The organism is Synechococcus sp. O70.1, assembly GCF_047462215.1.
Taxonomy (GTDB): domain Bacteria; phylum Cyanobacteriota; class Cyanobacteriia; order Thermostichales; family Thermostichaceae; genus Thermostichus.
This window is the reverse complement of the sequence record NZ_JANSIT010000009.1, coordinates 51,797-77,087: the sequence shown is the minus strand read 5'-3', so window position 1 is coordinate 77,087 and position 25,291 is coordinate 51,797. Positions and strand designations below refer to the sequence as shown.

The 25,291-nt window shown below is 58.5% G+C and carries 27 protein-coding genes and 3 pseudogenes; 11 read left to right on the top strand and 19 right to left on the bottom strand.

Going from position 1 to position 25,291, the window contains the following annotated elements; translation table 11 throughout:
* Window positions 1–5: 5 nt before the first annotated feature.
* The 8 genes from NW833_RS07155 to NW833_RS07120 form a co-directional block, all read right to left on the bottom strand.
* The gene (locus NW833_RS07155) at window positions 6–386 is read right to left on the bottom strand and encodes a hypothetical protein (protein ID WP_414412009.1); all 381 of its coding nucleotides are present in this window, start codon (window positions 384–386) and stop codon (window positions 6–8) included.
* A gap of 199 nt (window positions 387–585) precedes the next feature.
* Window positions 586–1,137: a hypothetical protein gene (locus NW833_RS07150; RefSeq protein WP_414412008.1), complete on the bottom strand. Its 552-nt coding sequence runs from the start codon at window positions 1,135–1,137 to the stop codon at window positions 586–588.
* Between the two features lie 58 nt (window positions 1,138–1,195).
* The gene (locus NW833_RS07145; protein WP_414412007.1) at window positions 1,196–1,756 is read right to left on the bottom strand and encodes a hypothetical protein; all 561 of its coding nucleotides are present in this window, start codon (window positions 1,754–1,756) and stop codon (window positions 1,196–1,198) included.
* 327 nt (window positions 1,757–2,083) lie between these two features.
* Window positions 2,084–2,440, bottom strand: a complete 357-nt coding sequence (locus tag NW833_RS07140; RefSeq protein WP_414412006.1) for a hypothetical protein — start codon at window positions 2,438–2,440, stop codon at window positions 2,084–2,086.
* Between the two features lie 21 nt (window positions 2,441–2,461).
* A complete protein-coding gene (locus NW833_RS07135) occupies window positions 2,462–2,647 on the bottom strand; it encodes a hypothetical protein (protein WP_414412005.1) in 186 nt (61 codons plus the stop codon).
* A gap of 53 nt (window positions 2,648–2,700) precedes the next feature.
* Entirely contained in the window at window positions 2,701–3,180 is a 480-nt protein-coding gene (locus tag NW833_RS07130; RefSeq protein ID WP_414412004.1) for a hypothetical protein, read from the bottom strand.
* The gene (locus tag NW833_RS07125; RefSeq protein WP_414412003.1) at window positions 3,181–3,867 is read right to left on the bottom strand and encodes a hypothetical protein; all 687 of its coding nucleotides are present in this window, start codon (window positions 3,865–3,867) and stop codon (window positions 3,181–3,183) included.
* Window positions 3,845–4,039, bottom strand: a complete 195-nt coding sequence (locus NW833_RS07120; protein ID WP_414412002.1) for a dynamin family protein — start codon at window positions 4,037–4,039, stop codon at window positions 3,845–3,847. The genes NW833_RS07125 and NW833_RS07120 overlap by 23 nt, the downstream gene beginning before the upstream one ends.
* 336 nt (window positions 4,040–4,375) lie before the next feature.
* On the opposite strand from NW833_RS07120, the gene NW833_RS07115 reads away from it, so the two are divergent.
* Window positions 4,376–4,975, top strand: coding sequence for a Ycf51 family protein (locus NW833_RS07115; protein WP_414412001.1), 600 nt, complete (start codon window positions 4,376–4,378; stop codon window positions 4,973–4,975).
* On the opposite strand, the gene NW833_RS07110 is transcribed toward NW833_RS07115, so the two are convergent.
* Window positions 4,915–5,784, bottom strand: coding sequence for an alpha/beta fold hydrolase (locus tag NW833_RS07110; protein ID WP_414412000.1), 870 nt, complete (start codon window positions 5,782–5,784; stop codon window positions 4,915–4,917). The two genes, NW833_RS07115 and NW833_RS07110, sit on opposite strands and share 61 nt — an antisense overlap.
* A gap of 3 nt (window positions 5,785–5,787) precedes the next feature.
* Complete coding sequence (locus NW833_RS07105) at window positions 5,788–6,453, bottom strand: Crp/Fnr family transcriptional regulator (RefSeq protein WP_414411999.1); 666 nt, start codon at window positions 6,451–6,453, stop codon at window positions 5,788–5,790.
* Window positions 6,454–6,777: 324 nt separating this feature from the next.
* Here NW833_RS07105 and surE point away from each other — a divergent pair, with 324 nt between their 5' ends.
* Window positions 6,778–7,557 carry a 5'/3'-nucleotidase SurE gene (surE, locus tag NW833_RS07100; RefSeq protein WP_414396769.1) on the top strand — a complete coding sequence of 260 codons (780 nt, stop codon included), beginning with the start codon at window positions 6,778–6,780 and terminating at the stop codon, window positions 7,555–7,557.
* A 69-nt stretch (window positions 7,558–7,626) separates the two neighbouring features.
* Here the strand turns inward: surE and NW833_RS07095 are convergent, their stop codons facing one another.
* Both NW833_RS07095 and hisH read right to left on the bottom strand, forming a co-directional pair.
* Window positions 7,627–8,088, bottom strand: coding sequence for an EVE domain-containing protein (locus NW833_RS07095; protein WP_414396766.1), 462 nt, complete (start codon window positions 8,086–8,088; stop codon window positions 7,627–7,629).
* 22 nt (window positions 8,089–8,110) lie between these two features.
* Window positions 8,111–8,755 carry an imidazole glycerol phosphate synthase subunit HisH gene (gene hisH, locus NW833_RS07090; RefSeq protein ID WP_414396764.1) on the bottom strand — a complete coding sequence of 215 codons (645 nt, stop codon included), beginning with the start codon at window positions 8,753–8,755 and terminating at the stop codon, window positions 8,111–8,113.
* Window positions 8,756–8,791: 36 nt separating this feature from the next.
* Between hisH and hemW the strand changes: the two genes are divergently transcribed.
* Window positions 8,792–9,985, top strand: a complete 1,194-nt coding sequence (hemW, locus tag NW833_RS07085; RefSeq protein ID WP_414411998.1) for a radical SAM family heme chaperone HemW — start codon at window positions 8,792–8,794, stop codon at window positions 9,983–9,985.
* Between the two features lie 114 nt (window positions 9,986–10,099).
* Here hemW and uvrA read toward each other — a convergent pair whose 3' ends face one another.
* Window positions 10,100–13,000 (bottom strand): excinuclease ABC subunit UvrA, encoded by a 2,901-nt coding sequence (uvrA, locus tag NW833_RS07080; protein WP_414411997.1) that lies wholly within the window; start codon window positions 12,998–13,000, stop codon window positions 10,100–10,102.
* Between the two features lie 198 nt (window positions 13,001–13,198).
* Here uvrA and NW833_RS07075 point away from each other — a divergent pair, with 198 nt between their 5' ends.
* The 3 genes from NW833_RS07075 (at window position 13,199) to NW833_RS07065 (ending at window position 17,162) form a co-directional block, all read left to right on the top strand.
* Window positions 13,199–15,571, top strand: a complete 2,373-nt coding sequence (locus NW833_RS07075; RefSeq protein WP_414411996.1) for a DUF3488 and DUF4129 domain-containing transglutaminase family protein — start codon at window positions 13,199–13,201, stop codon at window positions 15,569–15,571.
* 308 nt (window positions 15,572–15,879) lie between these two features.
* The gene (locus NW833_RS07070; RefSeq protein ID WP_414411995.1) at window positions 15,880–16,038 is read left to right on the top strand and encodes a hypothetical protein; all 159 of its coding nucleotides are present in this window, start codon (window positions 15,880–15,882) and stop codon (window positions 16,036–16,038) included.
* Window positions 16,035–17,162, top strand: a complete 1,128-nt coding sequence (locus tag NW833_RS07065) for an alkaline phosphatase (protein WP_414411994.1) — start codon at window positions 16,035–16,037, stop codon at window positions 17,160–17,162. Before NW833_RS07070 ends, NW833_RS07065 begins: the two co-directional genes overlap by 4 nt.
* 146 nt (window positions 17,163–17,308) lie before the next feature.
* On the opposite strand, the pseudogene NW833_RS07060 reads toward NW833_RS07065, so the two are convergent.
* Window positions 17,309–18,724, bottom strand: a pseudogene (locus NW833_RS07060) (cryptochrome/photolyase family protein); the annotation flags it as partial.
* 49 nt (window positions 18,725–18,773) lie between these two features.
* Window positions 18,774–19,004 carry a hypothetical protein gene (locus NW833_RS07055; RefSeq protein WP_414396749.1) on the bottom strand — a complete coding sequence of 77 codons (231 nt, stop codon included), beginning with the start codon at window positions 19,002–19,004 and terminating at the stop codon, window positions 18,774–18,776.
* Between the two features lie 169 nt (window positions 19,005–19,173).
* Between NW833_RS07055 and rbfA the strand changes: the two genes are divergently transcribed.
* From rbfA to NW833_RS07035, 4 genes and pseudogenes are all read left to right on the top strand, one after another.
* Window positions 19,174–19,617, top strand: coding sequence for a 30S ribosome-binding factor RbfA (gene rbfA, locus NW833_RS07050; protein WP_414405032.1), 444 nt, complete (start codon window positions 19,174–19,176; stop codon window positions 19,615–19,617).
* A 274-nt stretch (window positions 19,618–19,891) separates the two neighbouring features.
* Window positions 19,892–20,674 (top strand): pseudouridine synthase, encoded by a 783-nt coding sequence (locus tag NW833_RS07045; protein ID WP_414411993.1) that lies wholly within the window; start codon window positions 19,892–19,894, stop codon window positions 20,672–20,674.
* A gap of 115 nt (window positions 20,675–20,789) precedes the next feature.
* Window positions 20,790–21,002, top strand: a pseudogene (locus tag NW833_RS07040) (helix-turn-helix domain-containing protein); the annotation flags it as partial.
* 45 nt (window positions 21,003–21,047) lie between these two features.
* On the top strand, window positions 21,048–21,638 hold the full coding sequence (locus NW833_RS07035) for a DUF4115 domain-containing protein (protein ID WP_414412024.1): 591 nt from the start codon (window positions 21,048–21,050) through the stop codon (window positions 21,636–21,638).
* A 70-nt stretch (window positions 21,639–21,708) separates the two neighbouring features.
* Here NW833_RS07035 and NW833_RS07030 read toward each other — a convergent pair.
* The 3 genes and pseudogenes from NW833_RS07030 to trxA all read right to left on the bottom strand — a co-directional run.
* A pseudogene (locus NW833_RS07030) lies at window positions 21,709–22,335 on the bottom strand (phosphoribosylanthranilate isomerase); the annotation flags it as partial.
* A gap of 11 nt (window positions 22,336–22,346) precedes the next feature.
* Window positions 22,347–23,411 (bottom strand): TIGR00730 family Rossman fold protein, encoded by a 1,065-nt coding sequence (locus NW833_RS07025; protein WP_414411992.1) that lies wholly within the window; start codon window positions 23,409–23,411, stop codon window positions 22,347–22,349.
* A 120-nt stretch (window positions 23,412–23,531) separates the two neighbouring features.
* Window positions 23,532–23,873, bottom strand: coding sequence for a thioredoxin (trxA, locus tag NW833_RS07020; protein WP_414396739.1), 342 nt, complete (start codon window positions 23,871–23,873; stop codon window positions 23,532–23,534).
* 125 nt (window positions 23,874–23,998) lie between these two features.
* Between trxA and sixA the strand changes: the two genes are divergently transcribed.
* Complete coding sequence (gene sixA, locus NW833_RS07015; protein WP_414411991.1) at window positions 23,999–24,544, top strand: phosphohistidine phosphatase SixA; 546 nt, start codon at window positions 23,999–24,001, stop codon at window positions 24,542–24,544.
* 77 nt (window positions 24,545–24,621) lie between these two features.
* Here sixA and nth read toward each other — a convergent pair whose 3' ends face one another.
* Complete coding sequence (nth, locus tag NW833_RS07010) at window positions 24,622–25,290, bottom strand: endonuclease III (RefSeq protein ID WP_414405029.1); 669 nt, start codon at window positions 25,288–25,290, stop codon at window positions 24,622–24,624.
* Window position 25,291: the final 1 nt, after the last annotated feature.

The following is a 25,291-nucleotide window of genomic DNA, read 5'->3' as shown; positions in this document are numbered from 1 at the left end:
CCATTTTACTCGGCAGCCAGTAGATAGAGACTTTTGGGTTCAGATGGGATCAATCGGTACGGATCCGCTTGGTTAAGCTCTCGACAGAGGCGAGCAAAAGACTGGAGACCTTCAAGGCGCTCGGTGAGCTCGCTGAGGGTATCTAGGTACTCGGCTAAAGCAGCTTGGGAAAGGTACCAAGACTTGTCCAGCTCCTGGAAATAGGTCATCTGAAACTCGACGGAAAGATTCTTGTCTCTGAGAAAGACCTGCTCTGGCGTAAGCCCTCGATCAAATGGGGAAAGACGAGCAATGCGCTGGATGCGTTCGCTAGAGATGCGGCCAGCGAAGCCAGAAGCCTTGTTGTACGTATAGGCCGTCCGGAGCTGAGGCCGATCTGCTGGCAAGAGAGCTGCACACCACCTTTCGCTCAGTTCCCGGAAACGAGGGACCTCGAAGTTTAGGACATCAACAGCATCTTGAAGGTACCCATGTTTAAGCAGAAGCTGGGATTCCGCCGCTGGGGAAACTGCCCAACCCTTGAGAGCAATATCGCTGAGCAATAGGCAGTGGGCCTGGCGCTCAACAGGGATCTGACGGGCTTGGTCAGAGAAAAAAAATGCGGGCCTCTGCTAGCGCTTTAAGGGCATTGCGAGGAGAAGCCTCATGGAATCGGTGCAAACTGGCCAACTCTGCCTGGAGCTTGGCAAGGCTTTGGATGAAAAGGTCACGATGTAAATTGGAGATAGCCATAGGATTTCGGCTCTGCTTTGAACGGCCAAAGCTTGCAAGTAGGCTAATTTGCAATTGGTTCAGGCGGAAGTGCATGTAGGTAAAGCCAATAGCGCTAACGCCTAGGTTTAAAACGCTAGCGCCAGCCGACACCTGAGAAAGCCCCAAAATCTTAGTAGCAGTGTGCTGCAAAATCTCAAGCTTTCGGTGAGTAGCTTGGTGAGCAAGAGAATTGATTACCCAGTTTATTGCTTCGAGTCCTGGAGCATTCATCAGCAAGCTGGTCAGCCCAGGAGCTTCGGCTAAGTGCTTAACAATGCAACCTGTAGCAGCTTCCCGAACGACGCCACCGTAGCGAACCAGGGATCCATCCAAAAGTCCACTAACAATCGAAGGAGAAGCAAAAAGAAGGGTTGGAATTAGCATGACTTACGCTTCCAAAGTTGCAGTCACACAGAGTAGAAGCCCTTGTTAGAAAGGGAGCTTAAATGTAACGGGGGGAAACCCAGATAATCTTCCCTTTGCTGGCTAGAGCTAGAAACGCATCTCTTCGCTCAAGAGGATTTGCGTTCTTGCCAAGTCCAGGAAGCCCTTCGTCAGTCTCGAGAGCCACCAGATGGAAAGTACCTTCGTCATCAGAATCTTTAGCGGCAAGCTTCTCAACTTGCTCCTTCAGCTCTTTGAACTTTTCCTGTGTACCTCTCCAGATGTACTTTGTGTTTCTATAAAGGAGCTCGCACGTAGTCTTCTCTGTTATTTTTTGCCCAGGGGAGAGGTGAGAAAAGTATTCGCGAAACTGGGTAGACCTTAAAGCCAGCACGACCAAACGGTTGGAGATCTGGGGTTGGGGAGGCCCAGAAGAAGATTCAAGTTCAGGCTCGGGTGGCTTGGGGTTGGATAAATTTTCTTCAACCAAGAGTGCAGCCACTGCTCCGAAAGCAGCTCCTATTGGACCCCCAATAGCACCACCAGCAATAGCTCCAAGTCCTACAGCGAGTGCTTTAGCAAGAAACTCTCTCTGCTCTCTGTCGTTCTCAACCGTCATGGTCACTCCCTAAGCGAGACAAAGTCTGAACAAGACTTTCAATTGTATTCTTTCGACTAGCTTTCTTTGCCTATTTAGCTCATCCATGGAGAAATCGAGCGCCTTTTTAACCAATTCTTGGGTAGTCTTTCTTAGCTTTTCCATGTAACTTAAAATCCATTCTCTCAAGACTTGCCATAGCCTTTGCTTACCGGCTTCTGCTCCTCTTGACCACTCCTCAGCCATCTTATCAAAGCTGGGTACAGTTAGCTTTTGATAGAACTCTGTACCAACCTTAATTTTTTCGTATGTCGTGCCTCCGAAGCAAGATCTAGACTTTTCAATTGTTTACGTTATGTCTATTTCCTCAGCTTCTATTTCTATCTCCTTCCTAAAGAGAAAGACATCTTCTGTAATGTGCAAAGGCTCACTCTTTACCTCAACGCTGGCTTTAATTAACTCTAGGATCCTTAGCCTGTCTTCCTCTGAGGCTGTGAGGATCTCCTCTATCTTTCCAGTAAGTTGCATAGCATACTGGGAGATCAAGGAGTTTGCAAATCTCTCAAAGGTTTGCGCCTTGGCTTGAAACAGAAACTCTGCCCTATGCTCAAGAGCATCCTTGACCGATTGGTACAGAGCTAAAACAGCGCGCTCAGCTCTTTCTATCTTCTCATGGCGCTCTCCGGTTTTCTCCTCAACACGCACTCTGAGAACGAAGCTATCTTCCTAACGCTCACAACCTCTCAATACCCTGATTGTCAGGTCGCATGATTTAGCAACGAAGTTGGCAATGTGAGCAGGGATCAGCTCTTTCAGGACGTCTTCTAGCTGATAAACCCCAATTTCTTCCTCAAGAGCATCTCGAACTGGAGCGACGATCTTATTAATCAGGTCTTTGACCTGCTCGTCCACAAAGTCAGCAAGCTGGGGGAAAACCTGCCAGCCCTTCTTTCTGGCTTCTTCCTCTATCTTTGATAGGGATTCAAGAGTGCCGTCGGCACTAGCAATTTTGTCGGTAAACTTTTAATGTCATTGATAAACCGTTGGGCTACTTGATCTATTGCTTCCTTGCACTGCTCTCGTCTTTCCTGAATATACTTTCTTTGCCTATCTACCTCCTCCAATGTCTGAATTCGTCTTGTGTTGATTAGAACATCTGGGGCCCTGCTAATCTCTCTAGCTGAGTTGATAACTTGCAGCACCGCCGGGAGAATAACAACTCTTGCAGTATCTGCCTTAATCCTTTCTCGCAGCACTTTCCATAGCAAGTTACCGCCGCTCCACTCTCGAACGTATCCAAGCAGGAGCCTAGTGTCGTCGTCGGATATTTCCTGTCCTTCCTCGATGCTGTTCTCGAGGTTAAGTAACCAAGACCTTAGCTCCTTATCGCCTCTCGTAGAGGCTTTAATGAAGTTATAGCAGTCTTTAAAAAGAGAGCTGACCATTCACCGCCTGGTACTGGGATCTACATCCGACGCTTCAGAAGAGTTAGCTCCCCAGGCACATTGAGCATAAAAGAGTGCAATAGTAGAAAGAGGAACGATGCAAGGCGGCTCTGGAAGAGCCAGAATCTCCTGAATTTCCTCTCTCAGCTCCTCGATCCTTTGCTCTAGAGGGTTGTCGGTTTGATTCCGCATGTCAACCCTGTTGAGCAAGAAGACCATCAAACTGGTTTGACCTCTGAGAAACTCTACGACATCCTTTAGCTCTCTCAAGAGAGTTTCCCGTCCTTGCCAATCTGTCTGAGAGTAATCCAGTGCAACAAAGCTAAAGCACTTGCTGACATGCTCTTGGATAATCCTAAGGCTTGTTCTATCTTGAATTGAGTTTAGGCCAGTCAAGTCATAAATCTCGACCTGTAAGCCCTCAGGCAGGCCTAACAGAAAAGGATTTCTGACCGGCAGCAGCGGACACTCAACGTCTACCTGAGGGATGCCCACCTCCGCTTTATCCCTCTTCTTCCTCTTCTTTCGCCGCTCTTGGTGGTAGGCCTCCATCGTCAGCTTGAGCCGGCTGTAGATTTCTTCGTCCCTCAGGTCTTCCCACGTTCCGCATTCCCAGGTAGCTCCTTCGGTATTGTGGATAACTAGCCTGCTCCGCTCGCTGTGCCTAATCCGCAGGAATCCCGGCACTCATCTCCTGGGCCTCAATAGGCGCGATTTTCCGGCCAATGAGGGCGTTCACAATGGTGGATTTACCCGAAGAGGTGGTGCCAATGGTGGCAATCCGGAAGGAGGGCTTCTGTAGGCGGGCAACGGCCTCTTCGTAGACAACCCGAAAGGCCTGCAGCTTCTCCAGCAGCACAGAGCTGCTAGTGACGTCGTGGTATTCGCTAAGGATCCCGGCAGTGAGGTTGCCGAGGGTGAACAGTGACTCTCTTGCGATCCGCAGGGCTACCGAGGGATCGTAGAATCAAGCCTGTGATGCGCTCCTTCAGATAGAGTTGAAGATGACATGCCGACAGCTCTCAAGCCGCTTCGCCGGCATTATAGTCCTTTCGCTAGTACCGTGGTTCGTTTTCTTCGCATTTTTTCAGCGTCCTTCTTGCCAGCAATGCTGATTTAGTAGCATAAAGAAATGGCTCTAAAATGCACATAGCCGCCGGCAGTTCTGGGGTCAACAAGAGGTAGTTTGCGAATGATGGATGGCTCTTTGCAATCTTTCTTCGCCTCTGCCAGCCAGGTGGGGCTGGGAGTAGCGGTCTTCCTGGCGCTGCTCACTCTGCTGGCCTGGATACGCAACTGGCCTTGGAAGTTTTCGCTAGTGGGCTACACAGCCTTCACCTTGGTTCTAACGGCAGGCTGTTTTGCCCTGAGCCTAGGGCCCATTTTCCGCTCCCGCATCCCCGGGGCTGCTCCTTACACCACTGTCTATGACCAAGGGGCGGAGCGGGCGGTCATTGCCGTTAGCCCAGATATCACCCCGGAGCAACTGATCCTTACGCTGAAGCAGGCAGCTAGCGATCTGGCCTCCCCAGGTCGCTTCTCTACCGGCTCGCCAGTGTTTACCCTGCAGGCCCGCACTGTCATCCACCCCGAGCCGGGAGTCTCCGAGCCCTTACTTTTGGGCACGCTGCAACAGCCTTTGGGGAAACGCCTGCGCACCCCGGAAGAACAACAGCAGCAGCAAATCCACCTGGAGGAAGAGGCCTTTGCTCGGCTGCGTAGGTTAGCCCAAGTTCAGGAGGCCGCCCCGCCCTCTGAGGGGACTTTGCAAGAGCCTCCCTTGGCCCAATCCTGAGCCCTCAGCCAGCGGCGCAGATCTTGCCCTACTTGCTCAGGGATCTCCCAGGGAAAGAGGTGAGCCACGTTGGGATAGACAATGCAGGTGCACTGGGGGAGAAGGCGAGCCGTGGCTAGGCTGCTGGCAACAGTGATGTGGCAATCCTGCTCCGCAGCCAGAATCAAAACCGGCAGGTGCAGGCGGTGCAGCTCCCCCTCGCGGTTGTAGCCCTGTCGAAGGGCAGCGCGTAGGGCCTGGCGAGCCTGAGGAGAGGTATGCAGGTAGGCCGGCAAAGCTGCCTGGGCCAGGTAGCGATAGGTTCTCGGGGTATGTCTCTGGATTAGGTAGCGGTAGAGAGAGCGGCGGCCAAAGGTGTTGATGTTCCAACTCCAGCCGGGCCAAAGCCAGTTGAGCAGCGAAGCAATGCCGGTGTTGAGCTGATCCCAAAAATCGGTAGGGGGATGGTTGCTGCGGGGACAGGCAGCGCTGGCTACTAGGATCAAGCCTTTGACCCGCTGGGGTAGGCGCAAAGCCAACTCTAGGGCTAGGATCCCGCCCAAAGACCAGCCCAGTAGCAGACACTCCTGCCAGCCCAGGCGATCCAGCAGCTCCTGCAAGTCCTCCAAGTGGGCCGACATCTCAAAGGGATCCCGTACTTGCGAACGCCCGTAGCCGCGCAGATCTGGGGCCACACAGGGGTGCATCTCCGCCACCGCCTCGGCAAAAACTTCCATGCAGTCGGCATTGCCGGGATGGCCGTGGAGCAGCAAGATGGGCAGGGAAGGGATCCCTTCTCCCCAGGCCCGGTAGTAAAGCTGTAGGCCCATAGCTTAAGCGCTGGCCACCTTTTTCGGCGTCGGCTGCAGCTTTACCCCATTGGGAATGCAGATCAGGTTCTGATCCAGGATCTGCACAAACCCCTTCGAGCGCAGGGATCCCAGCAGGCGGGTTACCGTCACGCGGGTAGCGCCAATGGCATCCCCAATCTGGGCGTGGGTTAGAGTCCAGGGGAGGTACATCCCCTGGTCGCAGGGCTGGCCGTACTCCTCGATCAACAGGTTCAGGAAGCCCCTGAGGCGGTCAATGGCTCGACGCTGGCCCAGGTTGCCTAGCCAGAGCAACTTGCGCTGCAGTTGCTGGCGGAAGCTTTCCTGAATCTTCTGGTGGAGATAGGGCCACTGTTCTAGATCCTTCCAGTAAAACCACATCACCGTGGTGCGATCGACGTGGGTACAGGCTTTTAGCTCAAAGCGCTCTGGGTGGCTCACCTCAAAGGGCACGCCAGGTGTGATAAACCCAACAAAAACTTCCCGCCGCTCTGGCGTTTGGCTGACCAGGCGCACCACCCCCTCCTGGGGGATATACACCAGTCCCGGACGGGTGGGGATGCGCACATCTTTGGGAAAAGTGCGAGAGCGGTAGTGCTCCTCAGCCCACTGGCAGAGTTCTCGCCACTCCTGAGCTTCTGTTGCCGATGCAATGGAAACCAGGGACATGGGATAGACTTCCTGTCGATTGAGCAACCTCAGGGGCTACATTGGGCTCTTCCCTCCACCAAAGACGCCATTGGCAGCCCCCACAAGAGGAAGAAGACTAGCTTTACCTTAGCTTCATAATGACCCTCAAAATTTACTGAACGACACCGTACCTCTACGGATATTGTTCGTAAGACTACACTTAATGATAACATGCTAGGCTGCGCTTCTCAGGCTTTGTCTTGGCTTCCGGACGGCTGTAGGCTTGGCAGCAGAGGGCATCATGGAGGCAGCCGAGCTTGGTCGAAGGGAAGGATGGCCAGGGATGGGTGAGGGGTGGCACTGATGAACATTCTCGTCAGCAACGATGACGGCATCCAAGCGGCCGGGGTGCGGTGTTTGGCGGCAGCGCTGGCTCAGATAGGCGGGCACCAGGTAACGGTGGTCTGTCCGGATCGGGAGCGCTCGGCCACGGGCCATGCCCTAACCTTGCACAAGCCTCTAAGGCTGGAGCCGGTGCGGGAGGGGTTTCCGCCAGAGGTGCAAGCTTGGGCCTGTTCAGGCACCCCTTCGGACTGCGTCAAGCTGGGTTTGGATGGCTTGCTGCAACATCGTCCCGACTGGGTGATTTCCGGCATCAACCAGGGGGCCAACTTGGGCACCGATGTGCTCTACTCGGGCACTGTCTCAGCGGCCATGGAAGGGCTGTTGGAAGGGATCCCCAGCCTGGCAGTGAGCCTGGCCAGCTTTACCCACCAGGATTTTCAGCCGGCGGCCCAGGTGGTGCTGACCCTGCTGGAGAAGCTGAGCCTGAAGCCCCTAGAGAAGCCAATGCTGTTGAACGTCAACGTGCCGCCGCTGGGGCTAGCTGAAATACGCGGCATGGTCTTGGCCCGCCTGGCCTGGCGCAAGTACACGGATCTCTACGAGAAACGAGTAGACCCCCGCGGCAAGGCTTACTACTGGCTGGCAGGAGAGGTGGTGGAAGAGGAGGTGGATCCCTGCTCTGATGTGCGGGCAGTTGCCGAGGGCTACGTGTCGATTACGCCCCTGCAGCCAGATCTGACGGCCTACGCAGCTTTCGACAGCCTGCAGCGCTGGGGACTCTCAACCTTTGGCTCTTGAAGCTTTGGCAGTCGATCCCCTTGCCAGGGGCCAAGAGGCCTCTAGCTGGCTCGCCCTAGCCTCGTAGGACTAGGGGGAAAAGGCTGTCAGTTCCAGCAGCCGTTCTGCCACGACCTGGGGAACGGGCATCACCGACAGTCGCGTGCCCCGCCGCACCACCTCTAGCTCTGCAGGGGTAAAAGTGGCCCGCAACTGGGCCAAAGGGATCAAGCGCTCAAAGGCAGCAACGAATTGCACTCGCACCGTGTACCAGCGGGGAGCTGCAGGGGTTGACTTGGGATCGTAGTAGGGGCTGGTGGGATCAAACTGGCTGGGATCCACCACCTGGGTTTCCACGATCTCCATTAGGCCGGCTATGCCGGGAGGGTTGGCGTTGGAGTGGTAGAAAAAGGCGCGATCCCCAGGCTGCATAGCCTTCAGGTAGTTGCGGGCTTGGTAGTTGCGCACGCCGTCCCAGAGAGTTTGGCCCTCCCGCTGCAGATCCCAGATGCTGTAGACGCTGGGCTCCGATTTCATCAGCCAGTAGTTCATGGGGCTTGGGAAAAGCCGAGGTCTAGGTGCGGGCCAGGGATCCGGCCACAAAGTCCACGAAGTTTTGCAAGATCTTCAAACCAACCGGGCCGGACTTTTCCGGGTGAAACTGGGTGGCCAACACAGCGCCGCGGGCAATGGCGGCCACACAGGTTTGGCTGCCGTGCTGAGTGGTGGCGGCCACCCAGCTCGGGTCGTGGGGCACTGCATGGTAGGAGTGAACAAAATAGACCCAGGCTTGGTCAGGGATCCCTGCCCAAAGGGGAGACTGGGGCTGGGTGAGGTGCAACTGGTTCCAGCCCATGTGGGGGATGCGCAGGCCTGGCTCTGGTCGAAAGCGTTGCACCCGTCCTGGCACGATGCCCAGCCCTGGCTCGTTTCCCTCTTCGCTGCTTTCAAACAAAACCTGCAGCCCAAGGCAGATGCCCAGGAAGGGCTGCTGCCGCTCCACTGCCGCTCGGAGGGCTTCCACAAAGCCCCGCGCCCGCAACTGCTGCATGGCTGGGTCGAAAGCCCCATCTCCCGGCAGGACGACGCCATCAAAAGCCTCTAGGCCGTCCGGCTCTGTTACTAGCTGCACCTCGGCCCCGGCCCGCTCCAGCCCTTTGCAAGCTGAATGCAAGTTGCCGGCATCATAGTCGATCACCGCCAGGCGCACGGCTTTCATGGATCCTTATCAAGGGCCTATCAGTAGAGTGGTTCTATGGCAGTCGCAGCACCTACGGAAGAGCTGACCCCCTCCGCTCAGCTTGGCTGGCCGAAGGCTGCCTACCTGCACATCCCCTTCTGTCGGCAGCGCTGCCACTACTGCGATTTTGCCACTGGCCTGGGCACCCGCGAGCTGATAGAAACCTATGTGCAGAGGCTCTGCCAGGAGATCGGCGGCACCTATCGCTACCGCCATTTGGCCGGGGATCCCCAACCCTTGACCAGCATTTTTTTCGGCGGCGGCACTCCCTCCCTGCTGACGGTGGAGCAATTGGGCCGGATCTTGGCTCAACTTAGGGAGCGGATCCCGTTTCATCCCGACTGCGAGATCTCGCTCGAGGCCAACCCCGGCACCCTGACCCGAGAGCAGTTGGCGGGCTACCGGGACCTGGGGGTCAACCGCATTAGCTTGGGAGCCCAGGCGTTTCAGGCAGAGCTGCTGGCCGCCTGCGGTCGCCTACACGGAGTGGAAGAAATTTATGAAGCTGTGGCCGACTTGAAGGCGGTGGGCTTTGAGAACTTCAACCTGGATTTGATCTTCGGGCTGCCCTACCAAACTTTGGAACATTGGCAGGAGTCCCTGCAAGCTGTTCTTGAAATCAACCCGGCCCACGTCTCCGTTTACGATCTCACCCTCGAGCCCGAAACTCGCTTTGGCCGGCTGTACCGGCCGGGGGAGGCGCCCCTGCCCAGCGAAGAGGCGACCGTTGAAATGTACTTGATGGCCCGGCGTCTCCTCACCCAGGCAGGCTATATCCACTACGAGATCTCCAATTTTGCCCGCCCTGGGTATGCCTGTCGCCACAACCGGGTGTACTGGGAAAATCGCCCCTACTTTGGCTTTGGCATGGGATCTGTCGGCTACGAAGGGGGGCGGCGCATTCACCAGCCGAGGACTCTCCACAAGTATTTTGAACAGGTCAAAGCCCAAGTTCACCCCCTCCCGCCGCCAGCCTCTCTAGAAGAAATCTGGATGGATACGGTGATGTTGGGGCTGCGCCTCCAGGAAGGGCTGGATTTGGCAACCTTACAGGAGCGCTTTGGCAGCAGGAGGGTGGAGCAGGCTCTGCAAAGGCTGGATCCCTACTTTGAAAAAGGTTGGGCCAGTTGCGAAGGGGGACGGCTACGGCTAGTCCCGCCCGAGGGCTGGCTGTTTTCCAACGAGATTATTGAGGAGCTGTTGTTTTAAGTTGCAGTTGACTTGAAACGGGCTTCTTGAAATGAGCCTGAGGCAACCCCAAGCGGTGGGTGAAGCTCAGAGCTGCTGGGTCCTGAAAAGCAGCAGCCCAATCGAAAGGGGTGCTCACTGGCCGGGGGGGTGTTGCTGCAAAACCTGCTTCAGGTACCGCCCTGTATGGGATCCCGGGTGTTCGGCTACTTCTTCCGGGGTGCCAACAGCAACAATCTGGCCGCCCTGGTCGCCCCCTTCCGGCCCCAGGTCGATGATCCAGTCGGCACAGCGGAGAATGTCCAGGTTGTGCTCGATCACCAGCACGGTGTTGCCCGCATCCACCAGCCGCTGCAGGACGTTCAAAAGTTTGTGAACATCGTAAAACGACAGGCCGGTGGAGGGTTCATCCAGTAGATAAAGGGTTTTGCCGGTGGAGCGGCGGGCCAGTTCTGCGGCCAGCTTCACCCGCTGGGCTTCCCCACCCGAGAGGGTTGGAGCCGGCTGACCCAGCTTGATGTAGTCGAGGCCCACATCGGCCAGGGTCTGCAGGATCTTGGCCGCAGGGGGCAGGGCAGCGAAAAACTCCAGCGCCTCTCCCACCGTCATATCCAGGACTTCGGCGATGTTTTTGCCCTTGTACTTGACCTGGAGGGTCTCGCGGCTGTAGCGCTTGCCGCCGCAGACTTCGCAGGTAACATACACATCGGGCAGGAAATTCATCTCAATCACGTTCACCCCTTGCCCTTTGCAGGCTTCGCAGCGCCCGCCCTTGACGTTGAAGGAGAAGTGGCCAGCTTGATAGCCTCTGGCTTTGGCGTCCCGAGTCTGGGCAAAGGCTTGGCGGATGGGATCAAACAGACCCGTGTAGGTGGCAGGGTTGGAGCGAGGGGTGCGGCCAATGGGGGATTGGTCGATGACAATAACCTTGTCGATGTGCTCGATGCCGTGCAACTCCCCCATTTCCGCCGGCTTGGGCACCTTCTGGCCAAGGTAGTGCTGCAGGGCAGGGTAGAGCAACTCGTTGACCAAGGTGGACTTGCCGGAGCCGGAGACCCCCGTAACACAGACTAGTTTGCCGAGCGGGATCTCCACATCGATGTGTTTGAGGTTGTTTTTGTGGGCATTGGTGAGCTTGAGGGCAACCCCTTTCCCCGGTCGGCGCTGGGCAGGGGTAGGGATCCGCCTCCGCCCCGAAAGGTAAGCTCCGGTCATGGAGCGCTCGCAGGCCAGGATGTTGGCTAGAGACCCTTGGGCCACCACTTCCCCCCCGTGAATGCCAGCTCCAGGGCCGATGTCCACGATGTGGTCGGCGGCGCGGATGGTTTCCTCGTCGTGCTCCACCACGATTAGGGTGTTGCCCAGATCCCGTAGGCGAAACAGGGTCTGCAAAAGGCGGTGGTTATCCCGTTGGTGCAAGCCAATGGAGGGTTCGTCTAGCACGTAGAGCACGCCCGTCAGGCCAGAGCCAATCTGGCTAGCCAGCCGGATCCGCTGCGCTTCACCCCCCGAAAGGGTCATGGCCGGGCGGGCCAAGGTGAGGTAGTCAAGGCCCACGTCGATCAAAAACTGCAGCCGGGTTTTGATCTCCCGCAGCACCAGCTCGGCAATCTGCGCCTGGCGAGGGGTGAGCTTCAAATGCTCTAGGCGGTGTAGGCACTCCCGGATAGAGACCTCGGTGAGATCGGTGATACGGTAGCCGCCGACGCGCACTGCCAGGGCCTCAGGGCGAAGGCGAGCCCCCCCACAGGCCGCACAGGGGCGGTAGGTGAGGTAGGTTTCCAGCTTTTGCCGGTAGGTCTCGGAGGTGGTTTCTTGGTAGTGCCGCTGCAACTGCGGGATCACCCCTTCGTAGCGACGGTAGTAGCCCCGGCCCCGGTAGGGGGATTCTGCCTCAACGTAGATCTCCTGGTCGGTGCCGTAGAGGAGGATTTGCTGCTGCTCGGGCGTGAGGTCGCACCAGCGGCTGCTGAGGTCAAAGCCAAAGGCCTTGGCGACCCCTGCCAGCAACGCCAGGTAGTAGGGGTTCTCCCGCTCGGCCCAAGGTGCGATGGCCGCGTAGAGGGGAAGTTTGGGATCGGGCACGATGCGGTCGGGGTCGAAGATGGGCTCAAAGCCCAAGCCGTGACAGACAGGACAAGCGCCAATGGGCGAGTTGAAGGAAAACAGCCGCGGCGACAGCTCGCTCAGCACCGAGCCATGTTCGGGGCAGGCAAATTGCTCAGAGAAGATCAGCTCCGTCGGCTTGCCGTTGAGGTACTGCCCCACCACCTCGGCTACTTTTTGCAACAGATGTTCCCGCTCCTCCTCGCGGGGCAAGAGCTCCACTACCGCCAGTCCCCCCGACTGGCGCAGACAGGTGGTCAGGGAATCGGCCAGCCGCTCTGCCATGTCGGGGCCCTTGACCAGCCGATCCACCACCACCTCGATAGTGTGGGTCTTGTTTTTGTCCAAGGTGATCTCTTCGCTGAGATCCCATACCTGGCCGTCGACACGCACCCGCACAAATCCCTGCTGGCGCAGGCTTTGCAGGAGCGCTGCGTGGGTGCCCTTTTTCCCCCTCACCACAGGCGCAAGCAGCTGAAAGCGCGTCCGATCCGGCAAGGCCAGGATCTGATCCACCATTTGATCCACCGTCTGGGGAGCGATCACCCGGTCGCAATGGGGGCAGTGCGGAATCCCGGCCCGCCCGTAGAGCAGCCGCAGGTAGTCGTAGATCTCGGTAACGGTGCCCACCGTGGAGCGGGGGTTGTGGCTGGTGGACTTTTGGTCGATGGCAATGGCCGGGCTCAAGCCCTCGATGCGATCCACATCCGGCTTGTCCAGTTGCCCTAGAAACTGCCGCGCATAGGCACTGAGGGACTCCACATAGCGCCGCTGCCCCTCGGCAAAAATGGTGTCAAAGGCCAGCGAAGACTTGCCGGACCCGGAGACGCCCGTAAACACCACCAGGCGATTGCGCGGGATCCGCAGCTCGATGTTCTTGAGGTTGTGCTGCCGCGCCCCCACCACGTGGATTTCGTTCTGGCCGGACATCTCGTCCCCTCTGTGCGCAGCGCAGGTCGAAAAACAACGAAAGTTAAGGAACATTAACGATTCTAGTGCCGCGGCAGAGGTCTGTCTTCTCCAATCGAGAAGGGGTACCAGCAAGCTGGGTCTATCGTGGGCAGGAGAAGGAAAAAGACTTGGCTATCTTGGAAGGGCCACTTGAGGGATCCCGAAGCAACCTAGCCCATGACCTGGCCGCTGCTTGCTGTCCAAAAAGTCTTCATCTACCTGCTGGTGGGGATCGCCTTCACGGCCCTCTGCCTTGGAGATCAGGCCCTGTCGCCGGCGGTTATCGCCCTCTGCTTGGCGGCGGGGGTGGGCAGTTGGTTCTGGGAGCCACCCCGAATTAGCTTTGCCCGCTATGCGCCCCTCTGGATGCCGCTGACGGTGAGCGTGTTGGTCAGCTTGGCGGCGTTGGTGCTCTCGGGCTTCCTGCAGCTTTCGGATGGGGCCATTGGCCTGGTGCTCTACCTAACGGGGGCCAAGTTGTTTCAGCGGGAGCGGGCAGCAGATTACATCCAGTTGGCGGTGTTGTCGCTGCTGTTGATGGCGATTGCCACCCTGTTCAACCAAGATATCAGCTTTGGACTCCTCTTCCTGCTTTACGTGGGGGTAGGGCTAGTTAACCTCACCCTTTATCATCTGCGCCTCCAAGCCGAGCAGCACCCGCAGGCGGCCAGCCAAGTCCGCAGGATCGACCTTGGCTTTCTGGGGTTTCTTGGATCCCTGGCCTTGCTGGCCATGGTCCTGTCAGTGGCTTTGTTTTTCCTGTTTCCGCGCGTCGGCTTGGGGATCTTAGGCCGGCAAGCCCGCTCCCCAGTGATGACCACTGGCTTTGCCGAAGAGGTCAGCCTGGGGGAGTTTGGCACCCTCAAGACTGACAACACCGTTGTCATGCGGGTGGAGTTGCCGGCAGGGGTGCCGCCCCAGGTGGAGTCTCTCTACTGGCGTGGCATGAGCTTTGATCGCTACGACGGGCGGGCTTGGTCGCGGACGCTGGATCGCTCGCTCTCGATTTTCCCCAACGCGGCAGGGGTTTTTGAGCTCTCGGCCTCCCCCTTGATCCCTGCTGCCTCCGACCTGCAGTTCTTTCCGCTGGAGCAGCTCATCTACCTAGAGCCGCTGGACACCAACACCGTTTTTGGGGTGGCGCCGCTGGTGGAGGTGGAATGGCTGGATCGAGGTGGGGCGATGACTCCACAGCAGAGGTGGCAATGGCAAAACCGCCGCCTGCTCCTGCGCGAGACTGGAGATGTCAGCCATTCTCTGCCCCCCCGGATGCCCTATCTCTACCGTGCCGTGAGCCGGATCCCACGGGATCTGGAACCCCGCCTGCGCCAGCTTGGCCGGGAGGAGCTGCTGAGCGCTCTTGACCCAGTCCAGCAACAAGCCTATCTGCAGTTGCCAGAAGATCTGGATCCGCGCATTCCCGCCTTGGCAGAGGAGATCACGGCTGGGATCCCCGATGTCTTTGGCAAGGTAACGGCTCTGCGGAACTACCTGCTAGAGAACTACGCCTACACCACCAATTTGCCGGATCCCGGTGCCGAGCCGCCTTTGGAGGCTTTTTTGTTTACCCATCGCCGCGGCCACTGCGAATACTTTGCCACCGCTCTGACGATACTGGCCCGCAGCCTTGGCATCCCGGCCCGGATGGTGAATGGCTTTTTGGGCGGTCGCTGGGTGGCGCAGGAGAAGTACTTGGCGGTGCGCAACGCCGATGCCCATTCTTGGACGGAGATCCCCTTTGGCCCCTATGGATGGATCATCTTCGATGCCACGCCGGCAGAGGCCAATGTTAGCCAGCGGCAAAGCGGGTGGGATCCCATCCTAGACTTCTACGACAGCCTGCGCTTTCGCTGGTTTAAGTATGTGATTCAGTACGACCTATTTACCCAGCGGCAGATCTGGCGGCAAATCCAAGAGCTGGCCAGCCGCGTGACTGCTCCCCAAAAGCAAGAGGATGTCGTCGCCGTCTTCCGCCGCAGCCTGGTGGGCTGGGGGCAAGCGCTGCAGCAAAACGGCCTGCCGCTGGTGGGGGTGATTTTAATCACCAGTTCCATGGCCTACTGGGGTCGCCGCCGCCGCTATCAGGCCCTGCGCTGGCAGGATGGGGGGTGGATTCTGTTGGCCACTGCCGCCAATGGGGTGGTGATGGGATCCCTGTGGCAGCCTCCGCCCCCCTGGCCCACCTGGATGGTTGGCCTCTTGCTGCCGAGTCTGGCCTTTGCCGGGATGCGCTGGATCCCGGCGGCTCTACCCAAGTCCCAGCGGCGCCGCCAGGTCATCTCAAGGCTTTATCTGCAACTGCGGGATCTGGCGACGGCGGTGGGGATCCCCGCCCACCTAGGGCCAGAAGCTTGCCTAGAACACTTGCGCCAGGCCGACTTGCCTCAGGTTGAACTGGCCATCCGGTTCCTGCAGCGCTACCTGGAAGTACGCTTTGGCGGGATCCCGCTGGAAGCCGGGGAACTGCAGCGTTGGCAACACCACCTTAGACAGCTTAGGCGGTCCTGGCAGGCCAAGAGTTCGACGCCTGCTCCCAAAAGAACAGCTTGACTGGAAGACGGCTATAAAGCTCTACGAGAAGCCTTGACGTTATGAGGCAGTTAAGAGATAGTTAACTCTAGGTATAGACCTCGCAACCTGCCCCGGCCAAGTAGTAGACCTGAGAGGCGGATTGTCGCTGCAGGTAAGTTCTGCAGGAGCATTTGCGCGCGCTCTTGCTAACTGTTCAAGGCTGTGTTACTTTCCTTGACGTTCAGCTTCGAACGAGCAAGGGCGTGTTAGCTATGCGTAGCTATTCTCTGAGGGCGGCTTTGGCTGCAACTTTGTGTCTGCTGTCCTCGTCAGTTTTTTCCTCTAGTGTGGCTCAAGCGGCGCCTAAGCCAACCGGCAACGGTGCAATCTTCTTTCGCCCAGATGGAACCTCAGCTTCCCACTGGGACATCACGCGCATTCTCTACTACGGCCCCGATGGCTTTCTGAACTGGGATCGTCTCCCCGTGATTGCCCCCTATCCGTGATTGCCCCCTATCGCGGGCACCATCTCGACCAGCTTGGGGGAAATTCCAACGGCGGAGCGGTGACCCATGCCACAGGAACCCGTGTCCACGCCAAGAGCTTTGGGTTGGATCCGGACGGCAAGGAGTACCCCTCTGCCAACGGCACCCTGAACACGATCATGGAAGAGGCTGTGGCGGCAGGCTTGGGTACGGCTCTGGTGCAAACGGGATCCATCATTGAGCCGGGGACGGCTGCCTTCGTTGCCGAAGTTGCCAAGCGCAGCGACTATGAGGAGATTGCCCTGCAGGTGGTGGAGTCAGGGGTAGACATCATCCTGGGGGGTGGCGAGGAATGGCTGCTACCGGAAGGTGTCCAGGGCCGCTTTGGCAAAGGGAAGCGCAAGGATGGCCGCAACCTGATTGAGGAGGCCAAGAAAAAGGGGTACGCCGTTGTCTACACCCACGACGAGCTGCTGAAGCTGCCGGCAAATGTCTCCAAGGTTTTGGGGGTGTTCAACGTCGAGGACACCTTCTACGACAAGCCTGAAGAAGAGTTGCGGAAAGAAAACTTGCCCAACTACATCGCCAGCGCCCCCACCATTGCCGAGATGACACAGTTTGCCCTGGCGCGGATCTCCCGCAATCCTAAGGGCTTCTTCGCCGTCATCGAAGAAGAGGGCACTGATAACATGTGCAACAACCTCAACGTTTCCGGCTGCCTGGAGGCCATGAAGCGGGCTGACGATGCCATTGGGGTGATTCTCAACTTCATCGAGAAGAATCCCAAGACCTTCATGATCACCACCAGCGACAGCAATGCTGGCGGGATGCAGCTGGTGGATGTCGAGTCTGCCGAGGAGCCGTTGCCCACTACTGACCCCGAAGGCAGTGGTGCCCCCATTGACGGGGTTGACGGCACCGGTAGCAAGCCGTTCATTTCCGCTCCCGACAAAAATGGCAAGCGCTTTCCCTTTGCCGTGGCTTGGGCTAGCGGAGATGACGTCGGCAGTGGAGTCATTGCTCGCGCTGCGGGCTTGAACGCTCGAGAGTTGGTGCCGACCACCGGGATCCTGAACACGGACATTTATCGGATTCTCTACTTCGTGCTCTTCGGGGAGCCCATCCCCAGCGAGCTAAGGCGGTAGTCTCAAGCAAGTGGGGATTGGCGGGGATCCCTCGGATCCCCTTTTTTATTGCTACGCAACGCTGTCGCAAACCTGCTGGCGGCGCGGAGCGCTTCTGGGAGTGACGAGGAGTCCTTGCCACGTCTTGTCAGATTGGAGTACCCCTGCTGCACCGCCTGGTAGCGCCGTTTGAACTCCTGCTGCTGCACCTTGTGATCCACGATGGGATCCGGGTAGCCGCAGCGCCGCCGCTCCTGCAGAGCCCAGGATCCCTTGGGATCATTCCCCACCCACAGCAAAGCTGGGGTATCCAGCCCCGCTAGCTCCGGCAGGTAGCGGCGGATATACTCCCCCTCTGGGTCGTAGCGGGCCGCCTGGGTGGCTGGGTTGAAGATGCGCAGGGGCCTGGGATCTGTGCCCACACCGGCGCTCCACTGCCAGCCGCCGTTGTTGGCAGCCAGATCCCCGTCTACAAGCTTTTGCATGAAGTAGCGCTCCCCCCAGCGCCAGTCGATGAGGAGATCCTTGGTTAAAAAGCTGGCCACGATCATGCGGCAGCGGTTGTGCATCCAGCCAGTTTCGTTGAGCTGGCGCATGGCCGCATCCACAATGGGGTAGCCCGTCTGGCCGGCGCACCAGGCCTGAAACCAGTCCTGGCGGTTGTCCCATTCCAGCGCATCAAAGGCTCGTTGGTAGGCTCCGCTTTCCACATGGGGCCAGTGGGCCAAGACATGCTTGTAAAACTCGCGCCAGCACAGCTCCTGCCGCCACGTGCGCAGGCTGCTCTCGGCCTCTTCGCTGCGGGCCTCCGCTTCCACTTCACAGGTGGCCTGCCACACCCGCCGAATGCCGATGGTTCCCCAGCAGAGGTGGGGACTAAGAAGAGAGGTGCCCTGCTCGGCGGGGAAGTCGCGGGCTCGCTCGTACTCGAAAATGCGCAGGCCCTGGCAGAAATCCTCTAGAAGCCTCTGAGCTACACTCTCACCCGCGGCCGGGATCCGCTGACCGCAGACAAAGCCCAGATCCGCCAAGCTGGGCAGAGGTTGGGCTTTCAGGCTGGACAACGGCTGCAGACCCTTGGGGATGGGGAAGGGATCCGGCTTGGGCAAGCTAGACCAGCGGCGCCAGAAAGGGGTAAAAACCGAGTAGGGCTCCCCCGCCTGGGTCAACACTTCCCCTGGCCCGTGCAGCAGCATATCTTGGTAAGAAAAAGACGGGATCCCAGCTTCCGCCAAGCTGGCCCGCACCCGACTCTCCTGCTGCCGAGCCCAGGGATCCAGATCCTCGTTCCAAAACACGGCCTGCGCTCCCAGCTCGGCGGCCAACTGCCGCAGCTCCACGGCTGGATCTCCCCGCCGCCACAGGAGTGGGATCCCCATCTGGGCGTAGCGCTCCTGCAGCTCCTGCAACGCCTGGAGCAGAAACGCCACCCGGGCTGGGGCCATGTCTGCCCGCTGCAGGAGTTGGGGGTCGAAAACGAAAACCGGCACTACCTGGGGGCTGCGCTGGGCTGCCCCATGGAGGGCTGTGTTGTCTCCTAGGCGCAGATCGCGGCGATGCCAGAGGAGAACCAGGGAAGTCATAGGAGGCCAAGCAACTGGATCCCATCTTGGCTGCTTTTCCTTCCTCTCTTCAATTCCCCTCAGGCTGCCGGCAGTGTCTATCTCCCAAAAGACGGCCAGGGCAGAGACTTCGCTGGCCATCGCTGTAGCCCATGGCGTAAGCTGTATCTCCCAGCATCACCACCACCTGAGTTAGCTTGAGGGCAAGTAGCGGATCGAGCGGCTCCGTTACATCGAGCATGAACTGCTCCACGGAGCGCCGCAGCGCCTCTGGGGTTTTGATCACCTTGTCTCCATCCATCGCTGGCTTTAGGTATTCCTACTCAGGAGAGGGTGGACATTGACCCAAAATAGAAGGGGAAGGAGAAGAGGCGCGTAGCATCTGCTACTGTTCTGAGAACATGGCGCAGAGAAGTCAGCACTCCCCAAGGGCCGAAGTTTGCAGAGGATAGGAACCTGAGGATCGAAAAATGGCAACAGAGCGACGGGTAGCCCGGGTAGCCGAGCAGATCAAGCGGGAGGTTAGCCAGATCCTGCTCTCGGAGATCAAGGATGCCCGCGTGGGGGCGGGCATGGTCAGCATTGTGGACGTAGAGGTTTCCAGCGACCTGCAAAACGCCCGCATCTTCGTCAGCATCTATGGTGACGAAGCAGCCCAGCGGCAAACAATGGAGGGTTTGGCCGCCGCCACTCCCTTCGTGCGGCGGGAGATTGGCCAGCGGCTGGGCCTGCGACGAGTGCCGACGGTGGTGTTTTTACAAGATCGCTCCTTGGAACGGGGGTCCCGAGTCTTGGCCCTACTCAACCAACTGAAACGGGAAGCCGAGGCTCGACAGCAGGGATCCTCCTCCAAAGACCAGGAAACGGTTGAAGAGGGGGATGGTGGCGAGGCCGAGGAGTTGGGCGGCCAGTAGCTGCACCATTTCAGCCCTTAACCATCGCGGGTTGCAGGAGGTAAGAGGAGACCCGTCCTGCTGCCTAAGAGGCCGCAACCGGTTGGTGAACCTTGCAGTCCAGCAGGGCGATAGCTCATCGGTTGCCTTTTGAGAGGTTAGCAACCGCAAAGTTCTAGGATTTGTTAGGCTTAAGGTGTCCTACAGCTCTTCCTCCAGTTATCTGCCCAGAGCCGGCACCACACCCGCCTCCTCCTAGGAGGTAAGGTTCTGCTTCCTTTGCTACCCAGTGCCTATGGCAGCACCCCAGCGGCTCCAGAAGCTTTTGGCTCGGCAGGGGCTAGCTTCCCGCCGCCAGGTGGAAGCCTGGATCCTGGCCGGGCGCATTCGGGTCAATGGGAAGGTGGTCACCGAGCTGGGCTTTAAAGCCGATCCGGAACGGGATTGCATCGAAGTGGATGGGCAGGCAATCTCCTGCGGGGATCCGGCCCGCTACGTTTTGCTCCTGCACAAGCCCCGGGGGGTCTTGTCTACCTGCAAGGATCCCTGGGGGCGCAAGACCGTCCTGGATCTGCTTCCGCCACCCTGGAACCGGCAGATCCGTCTCTATCCAGTGGGTCGGCTGGACGCTGACAGCAGTGGCGCTTTGCTGCTCACCAACGACGGCGACCTGACCCTGAAGCTGACCCACCCGCGCTATCATCTGCCCAAGACCTATCGGGTGCAGGTGCAGGGGCGCCCTAGCCAGGCCACGCTACAACGGTGGCGGGAGGGCGTCGATTTGGATGGGTCTACCACTCTGCCGGCAGTGGTGGAGTTTTGTGATCCGCCCCCTTTTGGAAATAGAAGAAACTCCAACTCCTCTTGGCTGAGGGTGGTCTTGTTTGAGGGCCGTAAGCGGCAAATTCGGCGGGTGGCCGAGCAACTGGGCCATCCTGTGCTCAGCTTACACCGGGAGGCGATTGGTCCGCTGCGCCTTGGCAACCTCAAGCCAGGTCAGTTTCGCCGGTTGGAGCCCCAGGAGGTTCAGGCTTTGCTGGCCTCGTTTGCTGACAATGCCCAAGCGCTCAGAGAGTAGGGGAGCGCGATCTGCATGAATCCCATCTTGGGGTACGTTACCATATGCGTGTCAGGCATCTCCCGTGAATTGGGGGGAGGATGTTACCTGAGTGTGCGTTCACAGGTAAGCGACGATGCAGGAACCAGCACACTCTCTAGAAGCTCTGGGATCCCTGTTGCGGCAAACACGGGAGGCACGGGGGCTGACGTTGACAGAGGTAGCTAACGATACCTTCATCCGCTCCCAATACCTGCAGGCCCTGGAGGAAGCCGACTTAAGCCGCTTGCCGGAGCCAGTCTACGTGCAAGGCTTCATTAAACGCTACGCTAACTACCTAGGGCTGGATGGCGAAAGGCTATCTCGGCAAGCGTTGCCGCTGCTATCGGCCAAAATGCCCTCTGCCTCACCTCCGCGAACTGCTGTTGGCGAACAGCCCGCCTTTGCTTTGCGACCCTTCCACCTCTGGGCTGCCTATGTGGGGCTAGTCGTGCTGGCGGTGGGAGGGCTGTCGGCTTTTTTGGAGAGCAGGGGCAATCCCTTTGGGCAGTGGCTGGCTAGCCGTTCGGTCGGTGAGGGATCCCAGCTACAGCCGCCGGCGGCCAACTCCTCTGAGCGCAAGCCAGACCCCGAGCCGACCCTTCGCCAGATGTTTCCTACCCTAGAGCAATGGACGCGCATCGAGGGGGTTTTCCCCGACGTCTTGGAAGCCCAGCAGCGCAAGCCAGTGCGCCTTGATATTCGCGTGGTGGAACATCCTTCTTGGCTGCGGGTTATTGTCGACGGAAAAACTGTTTTTGAGGCTACCCTACAGCCAGGGGCGGAGCTGAACTGGGAAGCCGAGCGATCGATCGTGCTGCGCACTGGCAATGCGGGCGGGGTGCTGGTGACCTTCAACGATCGCCCTCTGGGACTGATGGGACGGTTTGGAGAGGTGAAAGAGGTGAGGTTTGAGCCAGGGCTGGACCTTCGATCCCTGCAGTAGGGATCGGGCGCGAGCCTCCCTGGCTTGCAGGGGGTTGAGACTGGCCAGGGGCGATTGCCCAACCTTGGGATGCTAACTGCTGCAGCAGACGCCGGACTTTGTCTAGGTCTTTGTCGCCCGGCTGGCGTTCGACACCGCTGGAGAGATCGATGCCGGCAGGCTGAAGGTGGCTGAGCGCTTGCAGAACATTGTCTGGGTTGAGGCCACCAGCCAGAAGCCAGGGCAAGGGCAGAGAGCAGGAGGCCAGTTCCGACCAGTTGAGCGTTTGCCCAGTGCCACCTGCCCGTTGGGGGTGATAGGCATCCAGCAGTAAGGTCTCTACACAGTCGCGGTAGAGGTCGGCCACCTCCAGGTCTGCTGGGCACCGGATGCGCAGGGCCTTGATGCGGCGGATGCCGGGGAGCCACTCTCCCAGTTGCCGACACATCTCTGGAGATTCCTGGCCGTGAAGCTGAACAGCCGTGAGGCCAGCCGTTTCCACCCAGGTGGCGATGGTGCCGGGATCCTGATCCAGAAAAACCCCTACCTTTTCCACATGGCGGGGCAGGGATCCCACCCAGCGCGCTGCCGAAAGAGGCAAATAGCGCGGCGTGTTGGGCACGGCCACAAACCCTAGGGCGCTTACCCCCAGCGCCGCAATGGCCTCCGCCTGATCCTGCCGCGTGATGCCGCAGATTTTGACAAACAACCGGCCCATTGGGATTGATGCTACTTTTGTTCAGGCTGCATCAAAGGCTCTGACCTTTCGGGAGGGAGCTTGTTGATTCGGCGCACCATTTGCCACAGCCGCCCAAAGCTGCGCTGGTTAAAGCGCATTACTAGCCGCGGCAGATGGGCAATGTCTTCCTCAGCTTCCTCGGGCAGAGCCTCTGTTTGCTCAATCCGGCCCGACTCGAGAATGTCAGCAAACTCTTGGTTTAAAATTTCTAGGGCTTCCGGTGAAAGCTTGGTGTTTAAGCGCAAAACCAAAAGCTCCCCCACGTAGCGATTGCTGTGAAAGATGCGATAGAAATCGACAATCTGCTGACAGGCCTCCTCGACATCGTCAGTTAGGGAGTAAAGGTGGAGATCCTCGGAGCTGATTAGGCCGCGGCTGAGCAAGTGCTCTCGCACATATTCATCCCATTCTTTCCAGTAGCAGCCGCCTTGCCTGTCCACCAGCACCAGCGGCATCAGCTTGGTCTTCCCGGTCTGCATCAGGGTCAGACACTCAAAAGCCTCATCCTGGGTGCCAAAGCCGCCAGGAAACAGCACTAGGGCATCTGTTTCCTTGACAAAGAAAAGTTTGCGAGAAAAGAAGTACTTAAAGTTAATGACCCGGTCGCTGGCGGCAATGAAAGGGTTGGCTACCTGCTCAAAGGGCAGCTGAATATTCAGCCCAAACGAGTTTTCTTGCCCCGCCCCCCGGTTACCGGCTTCCATGATGCCGCCGCCGCCCCCTGTCAGCACCATGAAGCCTAGCTGACTAATGCGGTGGGCAAGTAGCTGCGCCTGCTGGTACTCGGGGCTGTCCTCCCCTAGACGCGCCGAGCCAAAGACTGTTACCTTGCGCCGATGGGTGTAGTTTTGGAAGGTGGCAAAACCCTGCTCCAGATCCTCAAGCGTAGCTGCCAGAATCTTGGCGTCCAGACGGCTGAGCTTCAGGGATCCCATCCGCTGCAGCGACCGCAAGATCCGCAACCAAGCTGTTCGGTTGGGGTGGTGTAACTGCTTGAGACGAGCTTCCGCACTGGAAAAAATCTCTTGCAGCAGCAAGGAAAGAGAATCCGTCAAGCTGGGATCCAGAATCCTCTGTCTACTTCTTTTACCCACTTTTACTGCAATAGGCTCCCCCGGCTGGAGGACTTGCCTTCTGGTGGAGAGCCGGCAAGATCCCTGGTCTTGGCCAAAACCTTAGCCCTCGGCAGAGGCTCCAAGGTGCTTTTCCAAAATCGTGGTCAGCGTTGCCTTGGGAACGGCGCCAACCACCACATCTACCTTTTGGCCACCTTTGAAGAGAATCAGGGTAGGAATACTCCGAACGCCGTACTGACTGGCAGTTTGGGGATTTTCGTCGGTATTGATTTTTACAACCTTGATTTTACCAGCATACTGCTCTGCTATCTCCTGCACCACAGGAGCTACCAGCCGGCATGGGCCGCACCAGGGTGCCCAAAAATCAACCAAAACTGGAATCTCACTGCGCAGCACCTCGGCTTCAAAGGTAGCATCAGCAATATCTATTGCCGCAGACATGCCTGGGGAACTCCTAAAACATCATCTAGTATCCTAGTTATCGTATCACAACTAGGGTCGCCACTGGGCTTTTCCCGAGCAGGGCAAGGTATCCTAGGAGGAACGTGAAAGGTTGCCGGGTGCCGATGGTGTTTGAGCTTGAACCAGACAACAACAGTCAGGTAACAGGCAGGGCAGTGACCGTGGATTTTGTTCGCCACGGCATAGCCGAAGAGCCCCAACCAGGGAAGGAGGATAGCCTGCGCGCCCTAACGGATAAAGGCCGCCAGCGCTGTCGCAAAATTGCCCGCCAGCTCAGGAGCATGGGCTGGAAGTGGGATTTCCTGCTCACCAGTCCTCTGGTCAGAGCGCGGCAGACGGCAGAGATCTTCTTGGACGAGAACTTGGCCGAAGCCCTGGAAGTGTTTGAGCCGTTGGCCCCCGGCGGCAGCTTTGCCGACTTGGTGCGCTGGCAGACGGAGCGGGATCCCTTCACCTCGCTGGCGGTAGTTGGCCACCAGCCGGATCTGAGCCTCTGGGTACAGGCAGCCATTGGGCTACAGCCAGCCCATCCCGAGGCCATTACCCTCAAGAAAGCAGGCCTGGCTCGCGTGCGCTTTGCTCAAGGGCGCATTGATTGTGGCCAGGGATCCCTGACGCTGTTGCTCTCTCCCAAGGTGATGCTGGGGTAGCGTGACCGCGCTCATACCGAGGTAAAAAGCAGGGGCTTGAGGACTCCCTCCGGAGAGAGGGCCAGCTCCTGCGGATTTCAATTGGCAGCTGCCTCCGGCTTTAGAAGGGAGGCAGTGGGGCAGAGATCAGCTAGGAAGCACTGCTGGCAGAGAGGCTGGCGGGCGGTGCAGATAGCTCGGCCATGCTCGATAAGGCGAAGGGACCAATTCTCCCAATCCACCTGCGGCAGCAGCTGCATGAGATCCCGCTCAATGCGCACGGGGTCCTCGTGCTCGGTAAGGCCAAGGCGGCGGCTGAGGCGCTTGACGTGGGTATCGACCGTTACGCCAGCGTTAATGCCAAAGGCATGGGCTAGTACCACGTTGGCCGTCTTGCGGGCCACTCCTGGCAGGGTGAGCAACTCCGGCATGGTGCGCGGCACCTGGCCGCCAAAGTCTGTCAAGATCTTGCGGCAGGCCTCTTGGATGTGTTTGGCCTTGTTGCGGTAGAAGCCGGTGGGCCGAATTAGAGCCTCAATCTCCTCCCGCGGGGCTGTGGCCAGAGCCTGGGCATCGGGGAAGCGGCGAAACAGCTCTGGGGTTACCTGGTTAACCCGCTCGTCAGTGCACTGGGCTGACAAAATCGTCGCCACCAGCAGTTGCAGCGGCGTCTGGTAGTGGAGAGTACACTTGGAGTTGGGGTAATGGCGCTTCAGGCGCAGCAAAATCTCCAAGGCTCTTTGGCGCAAAGCCCGCTTGCTGGTCATT